Below are 20,135 nucleotides of genomic sequence, written 5' to 3'. Positions count from 1 at the left end.
ATCATCACCTCGTTGCTGCTACTTCAATCGGAATGATTCCTTTAACCTCTTTTTGAAAATCGGTCGTTGACGAAACTAACCTTGAATGAATTTGAAAGATTTTCAGCATATTGGCTTCCGTCAGGACTTCCGTTGGTGTCCCGACTGTTTCAAAAACTTGCTGGTTCATTAATGCCACCTTCGTGTTAATGCCGCTATTTTCAAAATAAAAGGCATGATTCGGAAAATGGGTGGCCATGATAATGGAAATATTCTTTTCATTTATCAATTTCACAATGGTTTCTAAAATAATGAGCTCATGCCGAAAGTCTAAATGTGCTGTCGGTTCATCCATTAAGATAATCGGGGTTTCTTGTGTCAGCGCTCTGGCCAGCATCACTAGCTGCGTCTGGCCGCCGCTTAATTGCGTATATGGTTTATCTCTTAAATTCATTAAACCTAACGTTTCTAAAGCGGCTTCCGCAATCATTCGATCATCGGCAGATGGCGGTGAAAAGGTTCCAGTGTAAGCTGCCCTTCCCATTAAGACAATATCAATGACCTTATAAGGGAAATTTTTCGTATGGCCCTGCGGAACATAACTGATATATTTGGCTAACTCGGCAGGTTTAAAACGGCTAATAGGCTGATTGTTTAAAAGAATCCGTCCTTCTGACGGCTTTAAAGAACCCAAGATACATTCTATTAACGTCGACTTGCCGCAGCCGTTCGGGCCAAATAAACAGAATATTCCCCCCGTTGCGATTTCAAAATTAATCTGCCTAAAAATATTATTTTTTCCATAATGAAAGCTTAAATCTTCCACTCTTAGAACTGTCATTAGACCCAACCCCCTGCTTTTCTTTTTAATAGATAAACAAAGAATGGGGCACCAATGATGGCTGTTAGAATCCCTAAAGGAATTTCGGAACCGGTTAATATTCTTGAAATACAATCAACGATCACGAGGTAACTTGCCCCCATGGATAGGCTTGCCGGGATGAGCAGCCTATTATCATTTCCTACGAGCATCCTGCTGATATGGGGGATGATTAGCCCTACCCAGCCAATAACACCGCTTACACAAACAGCCCCAGCCGTGGCTAATGTGGCGGATGCGATCAAGATACCTTTTAGAAATCTCAAGTTTATGCCTAATGCACGCGCTTCTTTGTCACCCATGGATAAAATATTAATCTGCCAGCGGATGGCTAGCAGGCCAATCATTCCGAGCAGCATCGGAATGCCCGCGATCATAATATCCTTGTAACTGGCTGAGGCTAAGCTGCCCATTAGCCAAAATGTAATTTTCGGCAATTGGTCGTACGGGTCAGCCCAGTATTTGACCAAGGAAATAAGAGACGAAAAAACAGATGAAACAATCGTTCCCCCAAGCACCAGCATGACCGCAGGAGTCGTTTTATAGGTTCTGGCAATAAAATAGCTTAAAATCACAGCAATAACCCCGAACCCGAAGGCAAAAATATAAATCATGAAACTATTTTTGAAAAGCAGGATCGCAAGCGCTGCCCCAAAGCCTGCGCCCGGACTGACTCCCAAAATACTCGAACTGACTAATGGATTACGGAAAACTCCTTGGAAAGCCGCCCCGCTTACAGCTAAGCTTGCGCCGACAAGAGCTCCTAACAAGGCACGCGGCAACCGAATATCAAGCACAACCGATGCGGCCATCGCCGTTGAACCGGTGCCGGACATGCCAAGTTTATGGAGTATCACTTTTAAAACAGTGCCCGCCGCCACTGGGTATCTTCCTAATAACAGCGAGATGAACATACAAAGAATTGGTGCGATGATTAAACTAGTAAGAAATATGTACTTCTTGATCTCCTTCACCTGCTCGCTTTTTTCTTCTTGAAATAAAGATAACTAAAGCCAAACGCGATTACAGCTAATAAAACAAGTAACCATCCGATGAATGAGCTGTTTGAAGCCCCTTGAGTTGTGGGACTTTCCTTTGTTTCCGCTGCTGATTTAACAGCTTTATAGGGTGTTGGTTTCTCTTTTTTCACTTCTTTCTCTTCGCTAACCCCTGCTTTCTCTTCAGGTTGTGTTTGTGATTCTGTTGTCGTATTTTGGTTTTGATCAGATGTTGACTTTTCATCTAAATTACTTGTGGTGTTGGCTGGACTTGTTGTGGTTTTAGATGTAGGTGATGTACTTGGGACTGCCGTCTGTGTTTGTGTCGTTGTCTCAGTCTTTGATACAGTTAGTGCTGTATTGGTTGATGGTGTTGGTGTTGTAGTATTGTTCGTGACTGGCGGTGCCCCTTCCGTTGTAAACGTAATTTTTATCACCTGCCCAGTCGTAACCCCGCTTTTAGAGGTAAGATTTGGACTAATTACAACCGAATAGCTGCTGCCTTGTGCCAGATTTGATTTAGGAATAAGAACAGCATCGTTTCTTTTTTCAAAATCAACTTGATCGTCGGCCAAAATCACATCTATTGGCACATTTGTACCGTTGGCCGCCAGCAGTGAAAAACATTTCAAGTTGTTATCACGGACTGTCATATTAACAATATTTTTGCTGAACGTTAATTTGATTTCCGGCTTCAGCGGCACACCGGTTGCTCCATTGGCGATAGAGGATGACACCAGCATTAAAGGTTCACTTTTTCCTCCGCCGGTACCATCGACTTCTGCAAAGGCATTTTGCCCATAAAAAAAGCTCAGCAAGACAACCAAGAAAAGAAGTATTTTTGCTTTCGAAAAACTCCCTTTTTTCCGTTTCATTAAAACTTTTTCACTCCTCTATCCTTTTTATGAAATGAGCACCTAGTACTTTAGCCCCTATTTAAAATCTATAATCATAGTTTAAAAGATGGTTAATAATACCATCTATGTATTTTATCACACAACTATTTAGTTTTGTTTAGTTTCGTTAAGTTTTGTTAGGATTCTGTCACAAATAGAATGCAAAAAAGGACCCCTAAAGGTCCCATTTCAAACGCCAAAACACTAAAACGCGTTTAAGCACTAAAGTATTAAACTAAAAAAATATTAACATTCAAAATCAACGACAATAATGTCTTCGACGCCAATTTCCTGTAAATAGGCAAAAACCTCTTGATGGGCCGGATGTGGTCCGTAGTTTTCCAAGGACGTTCTGTCCTCAAATCGGACCGTTAATCCAATTTCAAAACCTTTGCTCCTATTTGAAAAATTAATTCCTTGTTGTATATCCATAATACCGGGAATCACTTCTTTTAGCAGCAGGGTCCGGCTAATTGCCTCTTGCTTTTGTTCTATGGTTGTCTCTGGTGAGAATTTCAGTAATACAATATGTTCTACCATTACTGTTTCCCCGCCTTGCTGTTTAATTTTTCGCGATCAAAACCGGCAATTTGCTTGTATTGATTGGCGATATCCTGTAATTCCTGCTGGGAAATGACATCACTTAATTCGTCAAAACCATTAGGTGCGCGGTCTTCGACGATTTGCATGACCATTTCAGGCCCATTTTTCCGGTTTGCCATAACAATGTTGGCTGTTGGTTCTAATCTGGCTTCTTCATATGCCTTCAATGCCTGTTCTGCAGTCGGGTGTGCTAAAATAGCCTCTCCCAGGGCATCAGCATCCAAAATCGCCTGTGAAGCACCGTTTGAACCAATTGGATACATAGGATGGGCTGCATCTCCAAGTAAAGTGATACGTCCGAAGGTCCAAGCGGGAAGCGGATCACGGTCGACCATCGGGAACTCATACACTGCCTCTGTTTCCTCAATTAACTGCGGAACATTCAGCCAGCCAAAATCCCATGCTGCAAAATGCGGAGCAAACTTTTCCTTATCAATTTTCTTATTCCAGTCCGCACGGTCAGGCATTTCGTCTTTAATCGCCAATTCCGCAATCCAGTTAACTAAAGAGCTCCCTTTTGCTGCGGTTTCGGGACATACCGGATAGGCGACAAACTTTTGATCTTGGTAACCCGCCATGATCATGGATCTTCCGGTCAAAAATGGATCAGCTTCAGTAATTCCGCGCCATAAGATCCGGCCGCTGAATTTTGGCAGACCTTCTCTTGGATAAAATGTTTTTCGGACAACCGAGTGGATGCCATCGGCGGCAATCATTATGTCCGCACTGTAAGGGCCAAGAGACTCTCCTGTTTGACGATTGATAAATCGAGCCGTTACCGTGTCTCCAACCTGTTCAAACGATTGTAAATGATGCCCGGTTAAAACGGCATCCACCCCTAATTTTTGTATGACAGCATTTAACAGCAGCATTTGCAGGCGTCCGCGGTGAATCGAATATTGCGGCCAATGGTAGCCGGCAGCTTTGCCACGTGGTTCCTGCCAAATTTTCTTGCCGAATTTGTTAACATACATGAGCTCGGCGGTTGGCAGGCCAGTTTTTTCAAGTTCATCTGCGAGGCCTAGCTCGGTGAGGACCCTGACAGCATGAGGCAAAAGGTTAATCCCGACTCCCAGCGCTCTTATCGTTTCGACACTCTCGAAAACGCGGACAGACACTCCGGCCTGATTAAGTTTAAGAGCCGTTACAAGGCCGCCGATTCCGCCGCCGATAATGAGTGCGGTTTTTATCTCTGACATTGCGTTCCCTCCTATAAAATATACTGCTTTAGTATTTTGATATTTCTTAATTATTGCAACAAAATAAAAATATATCAATATATTTGTTCACCAGCCTGTACATACAAAAGACCCACTTAAAAGTGGGCCCGCAAAGGATTATATTAATACTTTATAAATATTCATATCTGTACTTTCTCGTCTTTTCCTAAGTTCTGGCACAATTCTCCGAACGTGTTCACTATTATCGTGCTGTCTCAAAGCCTCTTCATCTTCCCATTCCTCGATTGTTGCGAAAATGGCCGGATCGTTGATATCACCATGAAGCGTATACATGAAGCAGCCTTTTTCTTTTCTCGATTCGGTAATCACTTCACTCGCCAATTTAAGATATTCCTCAACATTTACGTCCGGTTTTAATTTAGATTTGCAGACAACTCTTATCATGTAATTAGCTCCCTTTTTATAAAAATTCTCACTAATTTTAGGCTTCTATTTGATTTTAGCATTTTTTAATAATAAAAGTTATCTACTTCTTTTGGGTTCAGTTGTAATTATTTTAGGTCAAAAATGATCATGACTGAAAACTAATCGCCTGTTTACCCATCTGAATCCATGACTCTTCAAAGCTATCTCTTGGAATTGTTTTATTTCCCTGCTCCGCTAATGGATCGTTGAGATAAACATAGTTTTCGTCATAGCCTACTAATAAAACACTGTGCTCTCTATAAGTAATTTGTACTTTCCCAGATGCTGTATCCCAAGTAGAAAATTCACTTTGAGGAAGTGATGCAAATCTTGAATTGGTGATGACCCACACAGGGGATCCTTTTATTAGCATATTATAAACAGAGTCAATATTTTGTCCTGTTAAATCTATTATTCTACCTGGCAAATATATTTCGGCTAAATCCACGATTGGCCCATGGTATACTCCATATCCCGAATTTTTAAATGAGTAAATATCGCCGACGAATCCGTCATTCGGATTTCCTTTCAAGCCATTTTGATCACGAAAAGGAATGGTTTTAATTTGTTTTGCTAGAGTCATTTTATCGACTGCCACACCTGCGTATTGAAGGAGCATGGCAAGGCTGGTGACTTCACATCCACGTGCCAGTTCCGGCATTTGCTGGATATGAGGAACATTGTTGATGATGATTTTTCCGTTTTGTGGTTGGATTTCTTGCTGGGTTTGTGTTGCATGCTGAATTTGGGTTTCTTGTTGCGTTTGAGTTTCTTGATGGGGCTCCGTTGCTGCCTGGACTTCATTTTCCTGAGATTCAACCGAGCTGGTTTCAGTTAAACCTGAAATCTTTTGTTCCTCTTCGTTTGTTGCTTTCGTTTCAGTAGTATTTTCTATTGTATTTGATGGAAAGTCGTCTTTTTGTGCTTCTGCATAGCTAACACTTGCGAGTATCCCCAATATAAAAATTACGGCAAAAATTTTTAGCTTCAATTTTGATTGGCCCCCGATTTCTCTCTATTTCCGCTTGGATGACCTTATTATGATAGGTATTCCTTAATTTTTTCTTAATAAAATGATGCATGAGAACCGTCCCCATGCATCATTTTTTTCTTATTTTTATTAGTTGATTTTCTAATACTGTGTCCGTGTCTAGGAGGTTTAGGGTTTTTAATTCTTCAATAGAAATGGCAAATTCTTTAGATATTTTGTATAAGGTGTCTCCTTTTTGGACTTTGTAGGTTTCGTATCCATCAAAGGAATGAAAGAATAGTATTTCTCCTTTCTCTTTTGCTGCATGTCCCCTATTTTTTGCGAGGATGCCGTTTTCCATTAATGTGTTGATGATTTGTTGTGCCCTAAAGGTATAGGAGTGTGCTTCAACCGCTTTTCGGCCCTGCTTTTGGATTTCGGAGCGTTGTTCTGGTTGATTCAGGTAGAATTTCACTTTCTGTATGGTTTCTTCCGGGGTTAGAGAGACTTCTAAATCTTTCCCTGGTAGGAAATTTCGCCTGACTCCCGGCGTATCCATGGTAAGCAGAAAGCCGCGCGACCCTAATATTTCGTAGGTCCGTTGGGTCAATAACTCAGGATAATTTTGCAAACCCAAGATAATTTTCGAGGAACTGTATACTTTATTTGCCTCCTTATAGTTTAGAAAACCGTGAATCCAGTCCTTCGGAATTTTTACGCCTAAATAATCATCCATCCTGTCCCAATTTGCTCCCCAAAAATCAATCCGAATATTCGCCTTAAGAAGCGGCTTAATTAAAATTTCTAACGACTGATGGCGAAAATGTTCTGGATACTTTTCTAAAATATCTGGATACGCATTCGCAACGATTGCAATCTCTGCTTCAAACTCTGGATGGCGGCTAATTGGATGGTGAAGGCTCTCCTCAAAGCCAAAATCTAAATGCTCCGAAGGAATACCTAATTGTTTATACGTGTCTACCTTGTCAGGGCTTAATGTAAAAACAAAGTCAGGCTGAATGGTTTTTACTAATGGAATGGACCAAACGTCGGTATAAGCGGGGTCTTCCACAGCCCAATAGACTAACGGAAGGTTATGCTTTGCCATCTGTTCACGGATGGTGATTTGTTTATCCTTTGTATGTTCCTCTCCCCAACCAATGGTAATGGCGAAATCGGGCCGAAAACTTTCAATCATATTAGATAGAACTTCCCTATTGATTGGACCCGAAATAAGAATGTCATGTCCGTGGGCCGTAAACCCCTTTGTTAGATTATTACTCCAGATTTCCCCACTTTCTATAAAAAGAATTCGCACCTTTTTCACCTATTTCTTTTTAATTTTTAAAAACTCATTCACGTTGATGATATCTGATTGGAGGCCATTTAATTTCTTGATTTCTTCGACACTGACGCCGAATTTTCTTGAGATGCTCCACAATGTATCCTTTGGCTGGATGGTATATATTTCATAGTTTTCCTTTAATGTATCCACATAGTGGATGAATCTCCCTGCCCCCGAACTTTCCGAGTCTTTTGGAAGAATGCCTGCCCCGATAAGTGTTTCGATGATAAATTCAGCCCGATGCTTGTACGAGTATTTTTCAACCGCTTTTATTCCGGCAGCTTTAACTTTCTTTACTTCTTCAGGATGGCTTAAATAGTATTTTACAAGATCAATGGTTTCTTTAGCTGAATTGCTGACTAACAAATCTTGGCCGGGAGTAAATAATCTCCTAATCTCAGATGTTTCATTTGTAAGCAAAAGACCGCCCGAACCAAGCACTTCATACGTCCGCTGGGTTACCTGGGTATCATGATTCTGGACACCTAGAATGATGCTTGCCGAACTGTACACCTTATTTGCTTCTGTATAGGGTAGAAACCCATGAATCCATTCATCGGGTATCTTCTTGCCAAGGATATGGTCCATTTGATCCCAATAACGTCCCCAAAAATCAATTCTGATATTTTCTTCTAAAAATGGAGCAAGAAGATCTTTAAGCGCTTTAAAACGGTAGTGGTCCGGCCTTTTTTCATAGAGCATTGGATAACCATTTGCCACAACGGCAATGGACACTTGATACGTATCATCTGAATTGTCGGGATAATGAACATCTGAATGATAGCCGAAATCCAAGTGCTCTGACGGAATCTTTAAGTCCCTGTAAAACTCCACTCTTGGGGGACAAATGGTAAATACAAAATCTGGTTCAATCGTCTTAATGAGGGGAAGTGAAAAAGTCAGCGTATAGCCAGGGTCTTCTGTTGCCCAATACACATGAGGAATGTTTGTGGGAGTGACATGCTTTCTGACCCACAATTGTTTTTCCTCTGTATGCTCGGCGGTATGCCCCATTGTAAATATTAAATCGGGTTGAAAGGTTGAGAGCATGTCAGGAATACTTGCCTCAGTCAACGGACCGGAGACCATGACCGTATGCCCAGCATCACGAAAGCCGTTCGGCAGACCATAAATCCACATTGGATTACTTTCTAAAAACAATATTCGCATTCTCAAACCCTCCCCTTTAAAAAGTTTAGTCCCATAGCATGTCACTTACTTTTACTAATTGATAGCCTTGTTTTTTGAGTTCCGGTATCACAAGCTCCATCGCCTCTGCTGTTGGTTTTCCATTTAAATGTGCTAAGACAATGTCATTACCCGTAAGGTTTGAAAAAATCCGTTGATAAATAAACTCTGCCGTTGGTTCCTTCCAGTCTAGAGTATCAATGCTCCAATAGATGGTAAAGGTGAGGTCCATTTCACCTGCTGCTTCCAGAAGGTTTTTATTCCAATAGCCAAATGGCGGCCGCAATAGTGGGCACCCTGTTGTTCCAAGGACTTTTTCAAAACTAGCGGAAGTGGACTGTAATTCTGCTTGAATCTCATGTTTCGATTGTTTTGTTAAATCTGGGTGGCTATACGAATGATTGGCTATTTCATGTCCGTCTGCAATCATTCTTTTAGCGAGCTGCGGGTATTTTTCTATCCATGCTCCCGTTAAAAACATCGTTGATTTTACATTGTATTTTTTTAAAACGTTTAGGATGTTTTCAGTATTTTCGGCACTGTCACCCGCATCAAATGTTAGAGCAATCATGTTATCATCTTTTAAACCTTTCGATATAAAAACCGAAGGCATTTTGTGGGAGTTGGTATAATCCTTTTCAATCTTTAACGATTGGCCGGCATAAATAAAATCTGAAGTTAATTGGTTATCTTGTTTGAGCTTTTCTAGTGAAATACCAAACTCCTTGGAAATCTTAGCTAATGTTTCTCCATGGCAGATTGTATATAGGTCATATTTTTCATAATCGAGATTCTTTCGTACTCTAATTTTTAGAGGCAGTCCGGTATCAATGATATCGGTGGTTAGGCTATTTAATTCCCTTAACCTAGCAATGGGAACTCCAAACTCTCTAGAAATAAGGGACAAGGTATCCCCATTTTGAACTTTATAGATTTCAAATTCGCCCTGTTGAAAAGTTGTCCTATTTTCCATTTTAAGAGTGTAAGTACTTTTCCCTTTGCTGAAGATTCCTTCTTTCTCTAAAACCTCTACCATAAATTTAGCTCTTTCTTTATAGGAATGTTTACCGACAGCTTCAAGGCCGGCTTGGCGAATTCTCTCTCTTTCTTCATGGTGCTGAAGAAGATGGGTCACGATTTCGAGTGTTTCTTCAGGTGATGATGATGTCAGTAACTCCCTTCCTGACTTGAAAAGCCGATTAATTTCCGGTGTGTTATTCGTAATAAATAGACCGCCTGACCCTAGGACTTCATACGTTCGCTGCGTCAATTGTGTTTGCAGGTTTTGCAGCCCAATGGTGATATCAGAGGAACTATACACTTTATTTGCATTCGTGTAATCAATATAGCCACGGATCCATTCCTTAGGGATCTCCACCCCCAAATGCGGACCCATGCTTTCCCAATTGTTCCCGTAGAAATTAATTTGAATATTGTTTTCAAGTAATGGTGTAATCAAGCTTTTCATCGACTGATGCCGAAAATGACTTGGAAAATAGGATAGCTTTTTTGGGTATCCATTGGCTACGATTGAAACTGGCGCATAATAGTTCGGGTCGACATCCACGGGGTGATGTACTTTAGGATGATAGCCGAAATCCAGATGTTCGGCAGGAATTCCTAGTCCCCGGTAGTAAGGAACCCGTTCCCGGCAAATAGTGAAAACAAAGTCCGGATGGGTTCTCCGAATATAAGGAATAGTAAAGATTTGTGTCGATGTCGGGTCTTCTGTAGCCCAGTACACATGAGGAATATTGCTATTTATGGTGCTTTCGTAAATTTTCTTCTGCTTTTCCACAGCGGTGTTTTCTGGTCCCCACCCCATCGTGATGATTAAGTTAGGCTGAAATTCGGAAATAAGTTTGCCAATATCGAGATTGTTGATTGGACCGGAAATTTTCACTTCGTGCCCTGCATCTATAAAGCCATTCGGTAATCCGTGAATCCACATGGGATGACTTTCTAAGAATAAAACGCGCATTATTTTCCTCCCACTCCCCTTTTGTTGCTGTTTGTCCATCATTTTTTTTAGCAGATTTATAAATAAACACACAAATCCAATATTGTAGAATCTAAAAGCATAGTATGCATTTTTTTGAAAAATGCATAGAGTGATTGCCCAATACGGGAAGAAATGAAATGTTTTTTCAGAAAAAGCAAGTCGGTTAGGAAGCCACCAATCTATTCATATCATGACATTAATACATGCGTTTTTATTATTTCAACATATATTAAATAATGATTAAATAAGCAAAGGAGACCACCATGGAGGATAATAAAAACTCGTTTCCCCTATATCATGGCAGCGAATCAATTCCTAAGATTTCTTTTATGGTAAATGTGGCATGGGGAAATCAATATTTAATAGACTTATTGGAATTGTTGAAGGAAAAAAATATTAGCCTTACTTTTTTTCTAGAGGGGAGATGGGTTGAAAATTTTCCTGAATTGGCACTCATGGTTAGAAATGCGAAACATGAGATTGGCAACCACGCCTATTCTCATCAGGATATGAGTACTATATCAACAGAAGAAATTCAAATGGAGATTACGAAAACCAATGAAATCATCAATAGAATACTAGGGGTTAGCCCTAAATATTTTACTCCGCCTTATGGGTCTTTTGATCAAAGAACGATTGACCATGCAGCGCAGCACAATATGACAACCATCATGTGGTCATTAGATACGATTGATTGGCGAATTGAAAATCCTGATGAGATTGTTGAGAACATAGCCCCTAACCTTAAGAATGGCGATATCATTTTAATGCACCCAACTAACTCCTCTTTAAAAGCACTTCCAGTTTTGATAGAAAAAGCTACCGAAAAAAATCTCCAAATTGTAAATATTTCCGAGTTGCTGAAGTCGAAGTGAGATTTTTTTAAATTTGGTAGAAAGGAGCCTGATTTTAATTAGATGAAAGATAAGGAGAATAAAAAATACCAATTATATATTGTGAACCCTTCAGACACACTTTGGGGAATATCGAAAAAATTCGGTGTTACAATTGACCAGCTAATGAAATTAAATAATCTAACTTCCGAAGAAATATTTTATGATCATGTCCTAAAAATCCAAGAAATTTTCGAAGATGATGTGTTTTTTGACAAAACGATTAGTGAGGTAATCCCTGATCAAATTCCTGGCGGAACGCAGGCCAAAAGGTGGGCTAAAGCTATCTTGGAATCGGCTCAAAAGCACCAAGTTCCTTTTCAGATTCTCTACAGCATCATGGTCACGGAAAGCCGTGGAAATCCCAATCTAGTATCTAATCGGGGAGCAATTGGATTAATGCAATTGCAAATTGAAACTGCGAATTTCCTTGGGGTTAACCCCTGTATTCCTGGGGAGTCAGTAGATGGCGCCGCTCGTTATTTAAAATCCCTTTATACTGAGTTTAATGATTGGACTCTCGCCATAGCAGCCTATAATTGTGGTCCTGATCGAGTAAAAAAATACAATGGAGTCCCGCCAATAGAAGAAACACAGAATTATGTAAAAAGTGTCCTTTCGTATTGTAGCGCTATCAATTGGGATGATCATTAGGAAGCTTTCTTAAATAGAATGAGGGGTAAATAACCCCTCTAATCTATTAAGCTCCCAATTTCAGCATGACAAGCATATAGGCTGAAGATAGAATGGTGATGATTGCGATGGCTATTTTCAATTGGTGAATTGGCACCTTCGTGGCGAAGCGTGCGCCAGTTACAATTCCGACAATTGTCCCTATCAGACTAGCGATAATTAACGAGGATGTATTTATCATACTTGCATGGGCGAAATATCCAAAAATAGACGGAATGGCAATGACGACGGAGTTTAGGAGACTGACCCCTACTGCCACCCTGATGTTGACCCCAAGACTTGCTAATAACGGCACTAGTAAAATAGGTCCCCCTGCTCCTGTCAATGAGCAAATGGCTGATGTAAGGAAACCGAGCAAAACAACCATTAATGAAGAATCGAGAATTTTCGAATGGTTATTACCATTTAATGAATTTGTGTTTTCTTTATTTTTCTTTAATAAAATGGATAATCCCGCTAACAAGACAAAAACATAAAGAAGTAGTTTTGCCAGGAAATCCGGTATCATCACATTAATTTGCACACCCAAAAAAGCGCCGGGCAGACTGCCAATACTCAAATAAAGTGCCAATTTTAAATCCATATTTTTAGATTTCCAGTAGGAATAGGCACCGATGATGCCTGAGACTGAAAAGGACAAAAAACTAAGTGCAAGGGAATCATGCACGGGCATATCTAAAACACCTACATAGATCAAAGGCAGCAGAAAACCAGAAATCCCCGACAACCCTAATAAAATTCCGATGATTAAATTGGAACCTATAACAAAACTCAATAGAAATAAATTAGTGTACATATTTACGACCTCAATTCCGCCAATCCAATTTGGCGAAAAATTAAATATTTGCCGTTACGGAAAGTTCCTATAGAGCAAGCTTGCTTTCATATTTTATTTTTCTTCATCGAGAGTAAGAACTTTTCTGTATTTCATTTATATTTTACCATTTACTAACACATTCGTTACATCATTACTGTTTACCGATTCGATTAGCGTGTTAGTTTATGTGGGCTGAATATGGGCGATTAAAAAACCAATGATAATGGGGACGGTTTTCATGCATCAAATTGATGCATGAGAACCGTCCCCGTGCCTCAATATACTCTTTTAGCACCTACATAATATTTCGCCCAGTACCCAGTATCTAATGGGTAGGCTGCAATCCCCTTTGATGTGGTGGCGGAAACAAATTGGTTGTCCCCTATGTAAAATCCTACATGTGAAATGGTTCCAGGTGTGTTAACAGCGAAGAAAACCAAATCTCCAGGCTGTAAATGAGACCGGTCAATGGCTGTCCCTGTATTATAAAGCCCTCCAGAAGTATTGCGGGACATTGTTACACCATGCTGATTGAACATGTAATAGACAAATCCCGAACAATCAAAGCCATTAGGTGTTACACCACCCCACTTGTAAGGAACACCGAGATATTTAGCTGTATCTCTGACCAATTCTTTCTTAACAACCGCGTGGTTAATGGCTGTATTTGTTGCTTCATTAATTGTCCCTGTCACAGGAAGACTGTAATCTGCCTGAAAGGTTTTGATCGCCTGTGTTGTTGGGGTATCGTAGCTTCCCGTCATAGTTGGGACGGTATAGTAGCCGAGGATCTGCAGGTTCTTTTGAACCGTTGCCAAATCGACACCGGGAGCTGCAGTTTGTACTGGTCCAGATGCTGGTGAAGCGGCAACAGGTGCCCCCGAAGCCGTTGGAATTATTAATACCTGCCCTACCTTTAATATGTCGCTTGTTAATTGATTCGCTTGTTTTAATTGCTCGGCTGTAATGTTATACCGCTTCATAATGGAATATACAGTATCACCTGGCACAACCGTATACTTCGTTTCAACTGTCTTGGCGGGAGCAGTTGGTTCAGTTATGACTGTAACCACTTCCTGTCCATTTGGAATGATTAGGGTCTGACCAATGTGTAGCATATCAATTTGCAAATCATTTGCCTTACGCAATGCATCTAGGCTTACCTTAAATTTCGCAGAAATCCCCCATAAAGTGTCACCTGCAACAACAGTATATTGATTAAACGCTGGTTCAGATGATGGTACTGGTGCAGGGGGCTGTGCGGGGGAAGGCTCTTGAACTTCGTTTGCTGCTTGGGGAATCGTTAAGATTTGTCCAACTCTTATTAGGTCTGATGTTAATTGATTACTACTTCTAAGTGCTTCAACTGACGTACCAAATCTTTTGGCAATTACAGACAAGCTGTCGCCCGAAACAACTGTATAGGTTGAAATAGCCTGGTTTTGGGCAGTAGGCGTTACCTCCCGGGCCTCCCCATTGCTTGGTTCACTTCCTATTAAAATTGGAATAATCAGTGTTTGTCCAATAAACGTGGCATCACTGTTCATGTTATTGGCTTGCTTAATTCCCTCAACAGTCGTTCCATATTTTTTAGCAAGAACAGTTAAATAATCCCCTGAAGCTACGGTATGAAACGCTTTTGGGATGATTAAAAGCTGATTCACCTTCAAAATATCGGAAGTTAAATGATTAGCTCTTTTGATATTATCAACACTTGTTCCAAATTTGACGGATAATCCCCAAAGTGTATCCCCAGATGCGACGTGGTAATAGATTGAGTCTGCGTGTGCCATCTGAGCTGGGGTGTTTCCGTTTGAATCCTCCGCATGTGCAGTAGTCGAATGATCAGTCAGTGGAATCGAAGCAGCTGCAACCCCTCCAAGGATTACCTTGATCAATGTTACTTTTAAAAATGGGTACTTATTATTTAGAATCTGCTTGGCCAAAGAGGTAATATCTTTTTTATCCTTAGGAACAGTCCCTAACTCACCTGCAAACTCCGTTAATTGACCATCAAAGTAGAGGATTAATTCAAACTCATCCTGATTGGGAGCGACTCTTCTAATTTCATATGTTTGTAAATTCTCCATGCGCAGCCTTCTCCTTTGCCTTAAATCATGTTTCAGGGGTATTCTTCGCGAAAAAAGTATAGAATACAACCCTAAAGGCATTTTTCCGCTTATTACCATATTCGAGGCATGGGGACGGTTCTTATGCATCAAAATGATGCATAAGAACCGTCCCCATGTTTCATTTTATTAAATGGAGGTGGTTAAGTGGAGATTAAAAGATATGAGCTGCTCCAAGAACGAGGCGGGGTTACGTTAGTGGTTTACCTCGATTCTTATTTGGAGGAGTTTTCGAATGAGCTGGGACCCTCGGATTTTAGAAAAAAGACTCTCCAAGTACAAATCAATCATTTAATTAGGGAAAGGTTCCCTTATTTAAATATTAATGCGGCCAAGGTTATGGCTGGTTCACTTTTGGTAACGACTATTTATTTTGGTTCCAACATTACGAAGGCAGGTGCAGAAACTACAATCGTTGGTCAGACTCAACAAACTGGCCAGTACGATGTGTATAAAGTCCAGGCCGGCGATAGTTTATATTCAATTGCAAGGAAGTTTAATGTAACAGTATCGTCTATTAAAACTACAAACAATTTAACTTCTGACACTATTTATGTAGGCCAGGTATTAAACCTGCCTTTTTATACATATACAGTCGTTGCAGGCGACACTCTATATTCGATTTCGAGGAAGTTTAACACATCCGTCGATAGTATTCGTTCTTATAATCAGCTTCCTAGCGATTTCCTTTCGATTGGACAAAAAATTAGGATTCCAAGGACTGTTGAGCAAACAACAGCTGCTACGCCAACGCCGACACCTGCTCCGGAACCCGCGCCTGCTCCAGCACCTGCCCCTACTGTGGACACTACCAAAACAAGTACGTATCAAGTAGCAGCGGGGGATACCTTATATCAAATAGCAAAAAAATTCGCCACTACCGTGGATACAATTAAAATTCTAAACAATTTAACTACTGAGAGCATTTTTATCGGCCAAATCTTAATTGTACCGCAGACGCAAACCGTTCAGAGCCCGGTACCAGTACAGACGCAGACGCCGCCTGCTCCAGTAACTACCACAACCTATACAGTGGCAGCAGGCGACTCTTTATCACTTATTGCCAAGCGATTTAACACGACTGTAGAGCAAATTAAAGCAGCAAATAAATTAACAAGCGATTTGATATATGTCGGTCAAATCCTAACAATCCCGGCTGGAAGCACTGCACCCGCCGATACAACAGCACCGGCAGCACCACTACTAAACCAAATCAGTACAATTACTTCAATCAACCAAGCAAGCGTACCCATATCAGGTTCTGTAGAAGCAAACGCAACCGTCTATCTAACACTATCAGATGGAATAAATTCACCAAAGTTATTTCAACTAAAAGCTGATGCCAGCGGCTGGTTTGAAACAAAAGTGGACACTTCCAGCTCACCAGACGGAACGATTACCATTACCGCTGTCGCAGCCGACCAGGCAGGAAACCGGAGTCTGGAAAGCCGATTAATTGTCACGAAAGATACCATTATCAATAAACCTGTCCTGGACAGTACCGTAAAGGTAACGATTGAGAATGTAAAAAATTACACCCTTTTTGGAGTAACTGACCCTGGAGCCTTCGTGGATTTGACCGTTTCAGACGGTGTCCATCCAAATGTAACGATGAGAGCAATTGCCAATGAAATAGGCGAATTTCGTGCAAATACCGATTTGATTTCTTTAAATGACGGGCAATTATCCGTCACCGCACGGGCTATCGATCCATCTGGAAACATTAGCGCCATTAGACAAACCACAATTACAAAGGACACTAGCCTGGATGCGCCGCTGATCGGAAATGCGAAAATAATTAACAGCCAAACAGCTACAAATTATTCGATATTCGGGACTGTCCGGCCGGGGTCAAAAGTAGACCTATCTGTTTCAGATGGGACTTTAGGCAATACCATCACAACAACTGCTGTTGCGAATGCCAACGGCGAATTTATTGCTAATGTGGATGTAACTGCCCTGAGGGATGGTGCCCTTAACATTTCAGCTGTGCAAACAAGTCCAACGGGAATCAAAAGCCCTTCTGGAAAAATGACTGTTGCCAAAGATACAAGTGCTCCCCTTGCACCAATTTTAAATAATAACAATTTTATTAATCAGGAAAACAAGAGCTCATTTTTGCTAAACGGAACTGGCGAATCAAATGCACAGGTGAACATCAAAGCCTTCGATGGTACAGGCAAGAGCGTTGAGTCAATCGGACAGGTGAATGAAACTGGTGGATACACCATTACCGCAGACCTGTCCAGCTTAAATGATGGCGATATCCGATTCGAAATCACCCAAGTCGACCAAGCCGGAAATAGGAGCCCATTTGCCGTCAAGACGCTGAACAAAGATACAATTGGTCCTGCTCGTATCCAATTTAGCCAGCCTCCAAGTATTTTTAGCGGAAACGTCAACACCTATAAACTCAGTGGGACTGTTGAACCGCTGATCACACTGGACTTGACCATTTCTGATGGTGTAACCAGCCTGGTTAAAACCACTGTAACAGATTCGCAAGGCAATTTTTCTTTGCCCATTGATGTAAGCGGCTTAAAGGATGGGGATATTACAATAGCCGTTCTGGCCACTGACGCTGCCGGGAACAGGAGCCAGCTTCAGCCTTTGACCATAACAAAGGATACAACTGCACCGGAAGTGCCAGTAACAACCGTGGCACCATATGTTAATCTGTTAAATCAGAATCAATTTTCTGTCAGTGGTTCTTCTGTGGAGGAAGGTGCTTCGGTTAAGATTACAGTTAGCGATGGAACAACCAATATAGCCAAAACCGCCATGATTTCAAACGGCAAATTTAATCTCAACTTTGATGTAGCCAGTTTGAAAGATGGAACCTTAACGCTGGAAATCATGCTGACAGATAAAGCAGGAAATGCAAGCATCGTTCAAACTTCAACGGTTATAAAAGATACAGTTGTTCCAAATCCAGTCGTATCCAAAAACGGCTTTGGGTTTGAAAATAAACGTCCAATCTATACGATGCTTGGCACAGCAGAATCCTATTCTGTCGTTTATGCAACCATTCGCAACACAAATGGTGCAGAGTTAATGAGCACGTCTGGGACAGCGGACGCGGAAGGTTTTTATACTTTAAAATTCTATCTTGACCAAACAGATATGACCGGCGCTGCGACGGCTTATGTATATCAAACGGACTTTGCAGGAAATATCAGCACCTTAGCCACGGTTCCACTATACAGCCATACCGCCGCAGCTGGCGAAAGCCTATTTATGATTGCGAAACGCTATAACACCACCGTTGACGCGTTAATGGCACTAAATCAGCTTACCAATAATGCCATACAGCCGAATCAGTTGTTACGATTACCCGTAACAGCGAGTGAAGTGGTCAATCTCGGCTATATGTATTTTGGCAATACCCAGGATTACGTTTCGATGGTGAACCAAACAGCCAGCTCCGTTAATACCGTGTCGCCGAGTTATTTTGATATCAATGCGAATGGTACCTTGAAATTGACCTACAGCTTGGACCCAACCTTTATTTCAGCAATGCATTTGCAAGGAATCCGCGTGGTCCCATTTTTAAGCAATCATTGGGATCGAAACATCGGCCGGGCCATGCTCGCCAATAAAGAGCTGGCTGCCCAGCAGATTGCCGATGCCATTGCCCGCTATAACTTGGACGGTGTCAATGTGGATATCGAAAATGTCACGGAAGTGGACCGGGCCAACTATACGGAATTTGTTCGGTTACTGCGGGAAAAGATTCCAGCTTGGAAGGAAGTTTCAGTGGCAGTTGCGGCAAATCCAAATGGCTGGACAACAGGCTGGCACGGCTCGTATGACTATAACAGCTTAGCAAAATATGCTGACTACTTAATGATCATGAGTTACGACGAAAGCTACCCCGGTGGAGCAGCAGGTCCTGTAGCCAGCAACCCTTGGGTAGAAAGGTCGGTTCAATATGCCTTCAATCAAAATGTCGCAGCTGATAAAATTGTCCTCGGCATTGCCCAATACGGACGATATTGGATTCAGGGGCAAACCTATGGAGGGTTTGGAATTTCAAATTGGCAGGTGGAGCAATTAATTAAACAATATAACGGAACGGTTATTTTTGATGAAGTAAGCAAAACGCCAAAAGCGATTGTTACCATCAGAGAAGGAGACCCCAAGCCGGTTGTTGGGGGAACTACTTTGACTGCCGGTACCTATACCATCTGGTACGAAAACGAGGAATCGATTCGTCAAAAATTACTGCTGATTAGTAAATATAATTTGCGCGGTGTTGGAAACTGGAGTATCGGACAGGAGAACAAGGAAGTGTGGAACAGCTATGCCACTACCCTTCCAACAACATTGGCTGTGGCCCTAGCTCCTCCAAATGCGGAGGCATCAGCGCCGCCTGTAGCTCCAACCTACATTTCTTATACAGTGGTTGCAGGTGATACTTTATATTCACTTGCGAATCTTTACTATACGACCGTTAGTCAAATAAAAGAAATCAATAATTTAACTTCGGACAGCCTTTATATTGGCCAGACATTAAACTTGCCGAATTCGACCAACGCGACGGCTACGAATACAGCACCTGCTCCTGCAGCACCTGCCACCATTACTATGACCTATACGGTAGCGGCGGGCGATTCTTTATCCGTCATTGCAAATCGATATAATACGACGGTGACAGCCATTAAAGATGAAAACCAGTTAACAACTGATACGATTTACGTAGGGCAACCCTTAAAAATCACGACAACAAACACGACACAAGTGAATTCAACAGTCATTACGTACAAAGTGGTGTCCGGTGATTCCTTATCCGCCATTGCGAAGCGGTATAATACCATCGTCACCGCCATTAAAGAAGTAAACGGCTTAACTACAGATACCATTTATGTGGGACAAACTTTAAAAATTCCAGCTCCCGTTATATAGGCAGATGAATGGGGACGGTTCTTATGCACCATTAAATGATGCGTGAGAACTGTCCCCATGTTTCACCGACTTTTATATTGTATGGTTTTCAGATTGAGTATGAAAAAATCCCCCATAATCAGATGAATCGCCTTCATGAGCTTTCCACAAAAAAACCTATAGAGTGACTTTTTTCAAAATGTCACTCTATA

15 protein-coding genes are annotated in these 20,135 nt (G+C 41.3%); 3 read left to right on the top strand and 12 right to left on the bottom strand.

Annotated features, from left to right (window positions below; genetic code table 11):
- Positions 1-4: 4 nt before the first annotated feature.
- From V5M37_RS10675 to V5M37_RS10630, 10 genes are all read right to left on the bottom strand, one after another.
- Complete coding sequence (locus V5M37_RS10675; protein ID WP_423801896.1) at positions 5-820, bottom strand: ABC transporter ATP-binding protein; 816 nt, start codon at positions 818-820, stop codon at positions 5-7.
- Positions 820-1,833: a FecCD family ABC transporter permease gene (locus V5M37_RS10670; protein ID WP_423801895.1), complete on the bottom strand. Its 1,014-nt coding sequence runs from the start codon at positions 1,831-1,833 to the stop codon at positions 820-822. The genes V5M37_RS10675 and V5M37_RS10670 overlap by 1 nt, the downstream gene beginning before the upstream one ends.
- The gene (locus V5M37_RS10665; RefSeq protein ID WP_423801894.1) at positions 1,830-2,732 is read right to left on the bottom strand and encodes an Ig-like domain-containing protein; all 903 of its coding nucleotides are present in this window, start codon (positions 2,730-2,732) and stop codon (positions 1,830-1,832) included. Before V5M37_RS10665 ends, V5M37_RS10670 begins: the two co-directional genes overlap by 4 nt.
- Before the next feature lie 267 nt (positions 2,733-2,999).
- Entirely contained in the window at positions 3,000-3,293 is a 294-nt protein-coding gene (locus V5M37_RS10660) for a Dabb family protein (protein ID WP_423801893.1), read from the bottom strand.
- Positions 3,293-4,555: a flavin-dependent oxidoreductase gene (locus tag V5M37_RS10655; RefSeq protein ID WP_423801892.1), complete on the bottom strand. Its 1,263-nt coding sequence runs from the start codon at positions 4,553-4,555 to the stop codon at positions 3,293-3,295. Before V5M37_RS10655 ends, V5M37_RS10660 begins: the two co-directional genes overlap by 1 nt.
- A 138-nt stretch (positions 4,556-4,693) precedes the next feature.
- Positions 4,694-4,981, bottom strand: coding sequence for a putative quinol monooxygenase (locus V5M37_RS10650; RefSeq protein WP_423801891.1), 288 nt, complete (start codon positions 4,979-4,981; stop codon positions 4,694-4,696).
- 127 nt (positions 4,982-5,108) lie between these two features.
- Positions 5,109-5,993 carry a C39 family peptidase gene (locus V5M37_RS10645; protein WP_423801890.1) on the bottom strand — a complete coding sequence of 295 codons (885 nt, stop codon included), beginning with the start codon at positions 5,991-5,993 and terminating at the stop codon, positions 5,109-5,111.
- Between the two features lie 109 nt (positions 5,994-6,102).
- Positions 6,103-7,290, bottom strand: a complete 1,188-nt coding sequence (locus tag V5M37_RS10640; RefSeq protein WP_423801889.1) for a glycosyltransferase family protein — start codon at positions 7,288-7,290, stop codon at positions 6,103-6,105.
- A 9-nt stretch (positions 7,291-7,299) separates the two neighbouring features.
- Positions 7,300-8,487 (bottom strand): glycosyltransferase family protein, encoded by a 1,188-nt coding sequence (locus V5M37_RS10635; RefSeq protein ID WP_423801888.1) that lies wholly within the window; start codon positions 8,485-8,487, stop codon positions 7,300-7,302.
- A gap of 25 nt (positions 8,488-8,512) precedes the next feature.
- Positions 8,513-10,486 carry a polysaccharide deacetylase family protein gene (locus V5M37_RS10630; protein WP_423801887.1) on the bottom strand — a complete coding sequence of 658 codons (1,974 nt, stop codon included), beginning with the start codon at positions 10,484-10,486 and terminating at the stop codon, positions 8,513-8,515.
- Between the two features lie 284 nt (positions 10,487-10,770).
- On the opposite strand from V5M37_RS10630, the gene V5M37_RS10625 reads away from it, so the two are divergent.
- Complete coding sequence (locus tag V5M37_RS10625; protein ID WP_423801886.1) at positions 10,771-11,382, top strand: polysaccharide deacetylase family protein; 612 nt, start codon at positions 10,771-10,773, stop codon at positions 11,380-11,382.
- 42 nt (positions 11,383-11,424) lie between these two features.
- On the top strand, positions 11,425-12,054 hold the full coding sequence (locus V5M37_RS10620) for a lytic transglycosylase (RefSeq protein WP_423801885.1): 630 nt from the start codon (positions 11,425-11,427) through the stop codon (positions 12,052-12,054).
- 46 nt (positions 12,055-12,100) lie between these two features.
- Here the strand turns inward: V5M37_RS10620 and V5M37_RS10615 are convergent, their stop codons facing one another.
- Together V5M37_RS10615 and V5M37_RS10610 are read right to left on the bottom strand one after the other, a co-directional pair.
- On the bottom strand, positions 12,101-12,889 hold the full coding sequence (locus V5M37_RS10615; RefSeq protein WP_423801884.1) for a sulfite exporter TauE/SafE family protein: 789 nt from the start codon (positions 12,887-12,889) through the stop codon (positions 12,101-12,103).
- 296 nt (positions 12,890-13,185) lie between these two features.
- Positions 13,186-15,000 carry a LysM peptidoglycan-binding domain-containing protein gene (locus V5M37_RS10610; protein WP_423801883.1) on the bottom strand — a complete coding sequence of 605 codons (1,815 nt, stop codon included), beginning with the start codon at positions 14,998-15,000 and terminating at the stop codon, positions 13,186-13,188.
- Positions 15,001-15,186: 186 nt separating this feature from the next.
- Here V5M37_RS10610 and V5M37_RS10605 point away from each other — a divergent pair, with 186 nt between their 5' ends.
- Positions 15,187-19,944, top strand: coding sequence for a LysM peptidoglycan-binding domain-containing protein (locus V5M37_RS10605; RefSeq protein WP_423801882.1), 4,758 nt, complete (start codon positions 15,187-15,189; stop codon positions 19,942-19,944).
- Positions 19,945-20,135 lie beyond the last annotated feature (191 nt).

The sequence above is a fragment of the Neobacillus sp. SAB-20_R2A genome (assembly GCF_049568635.1).
Lineage (GTDB): Bacteria > Bacillota > Bacilli > Bacillales > Cytobacillaceae > Neobacillus > Neobacillus citreus.
This window is presented reverse-complemented; position numbering and strand designations above follow the sequence as displayed.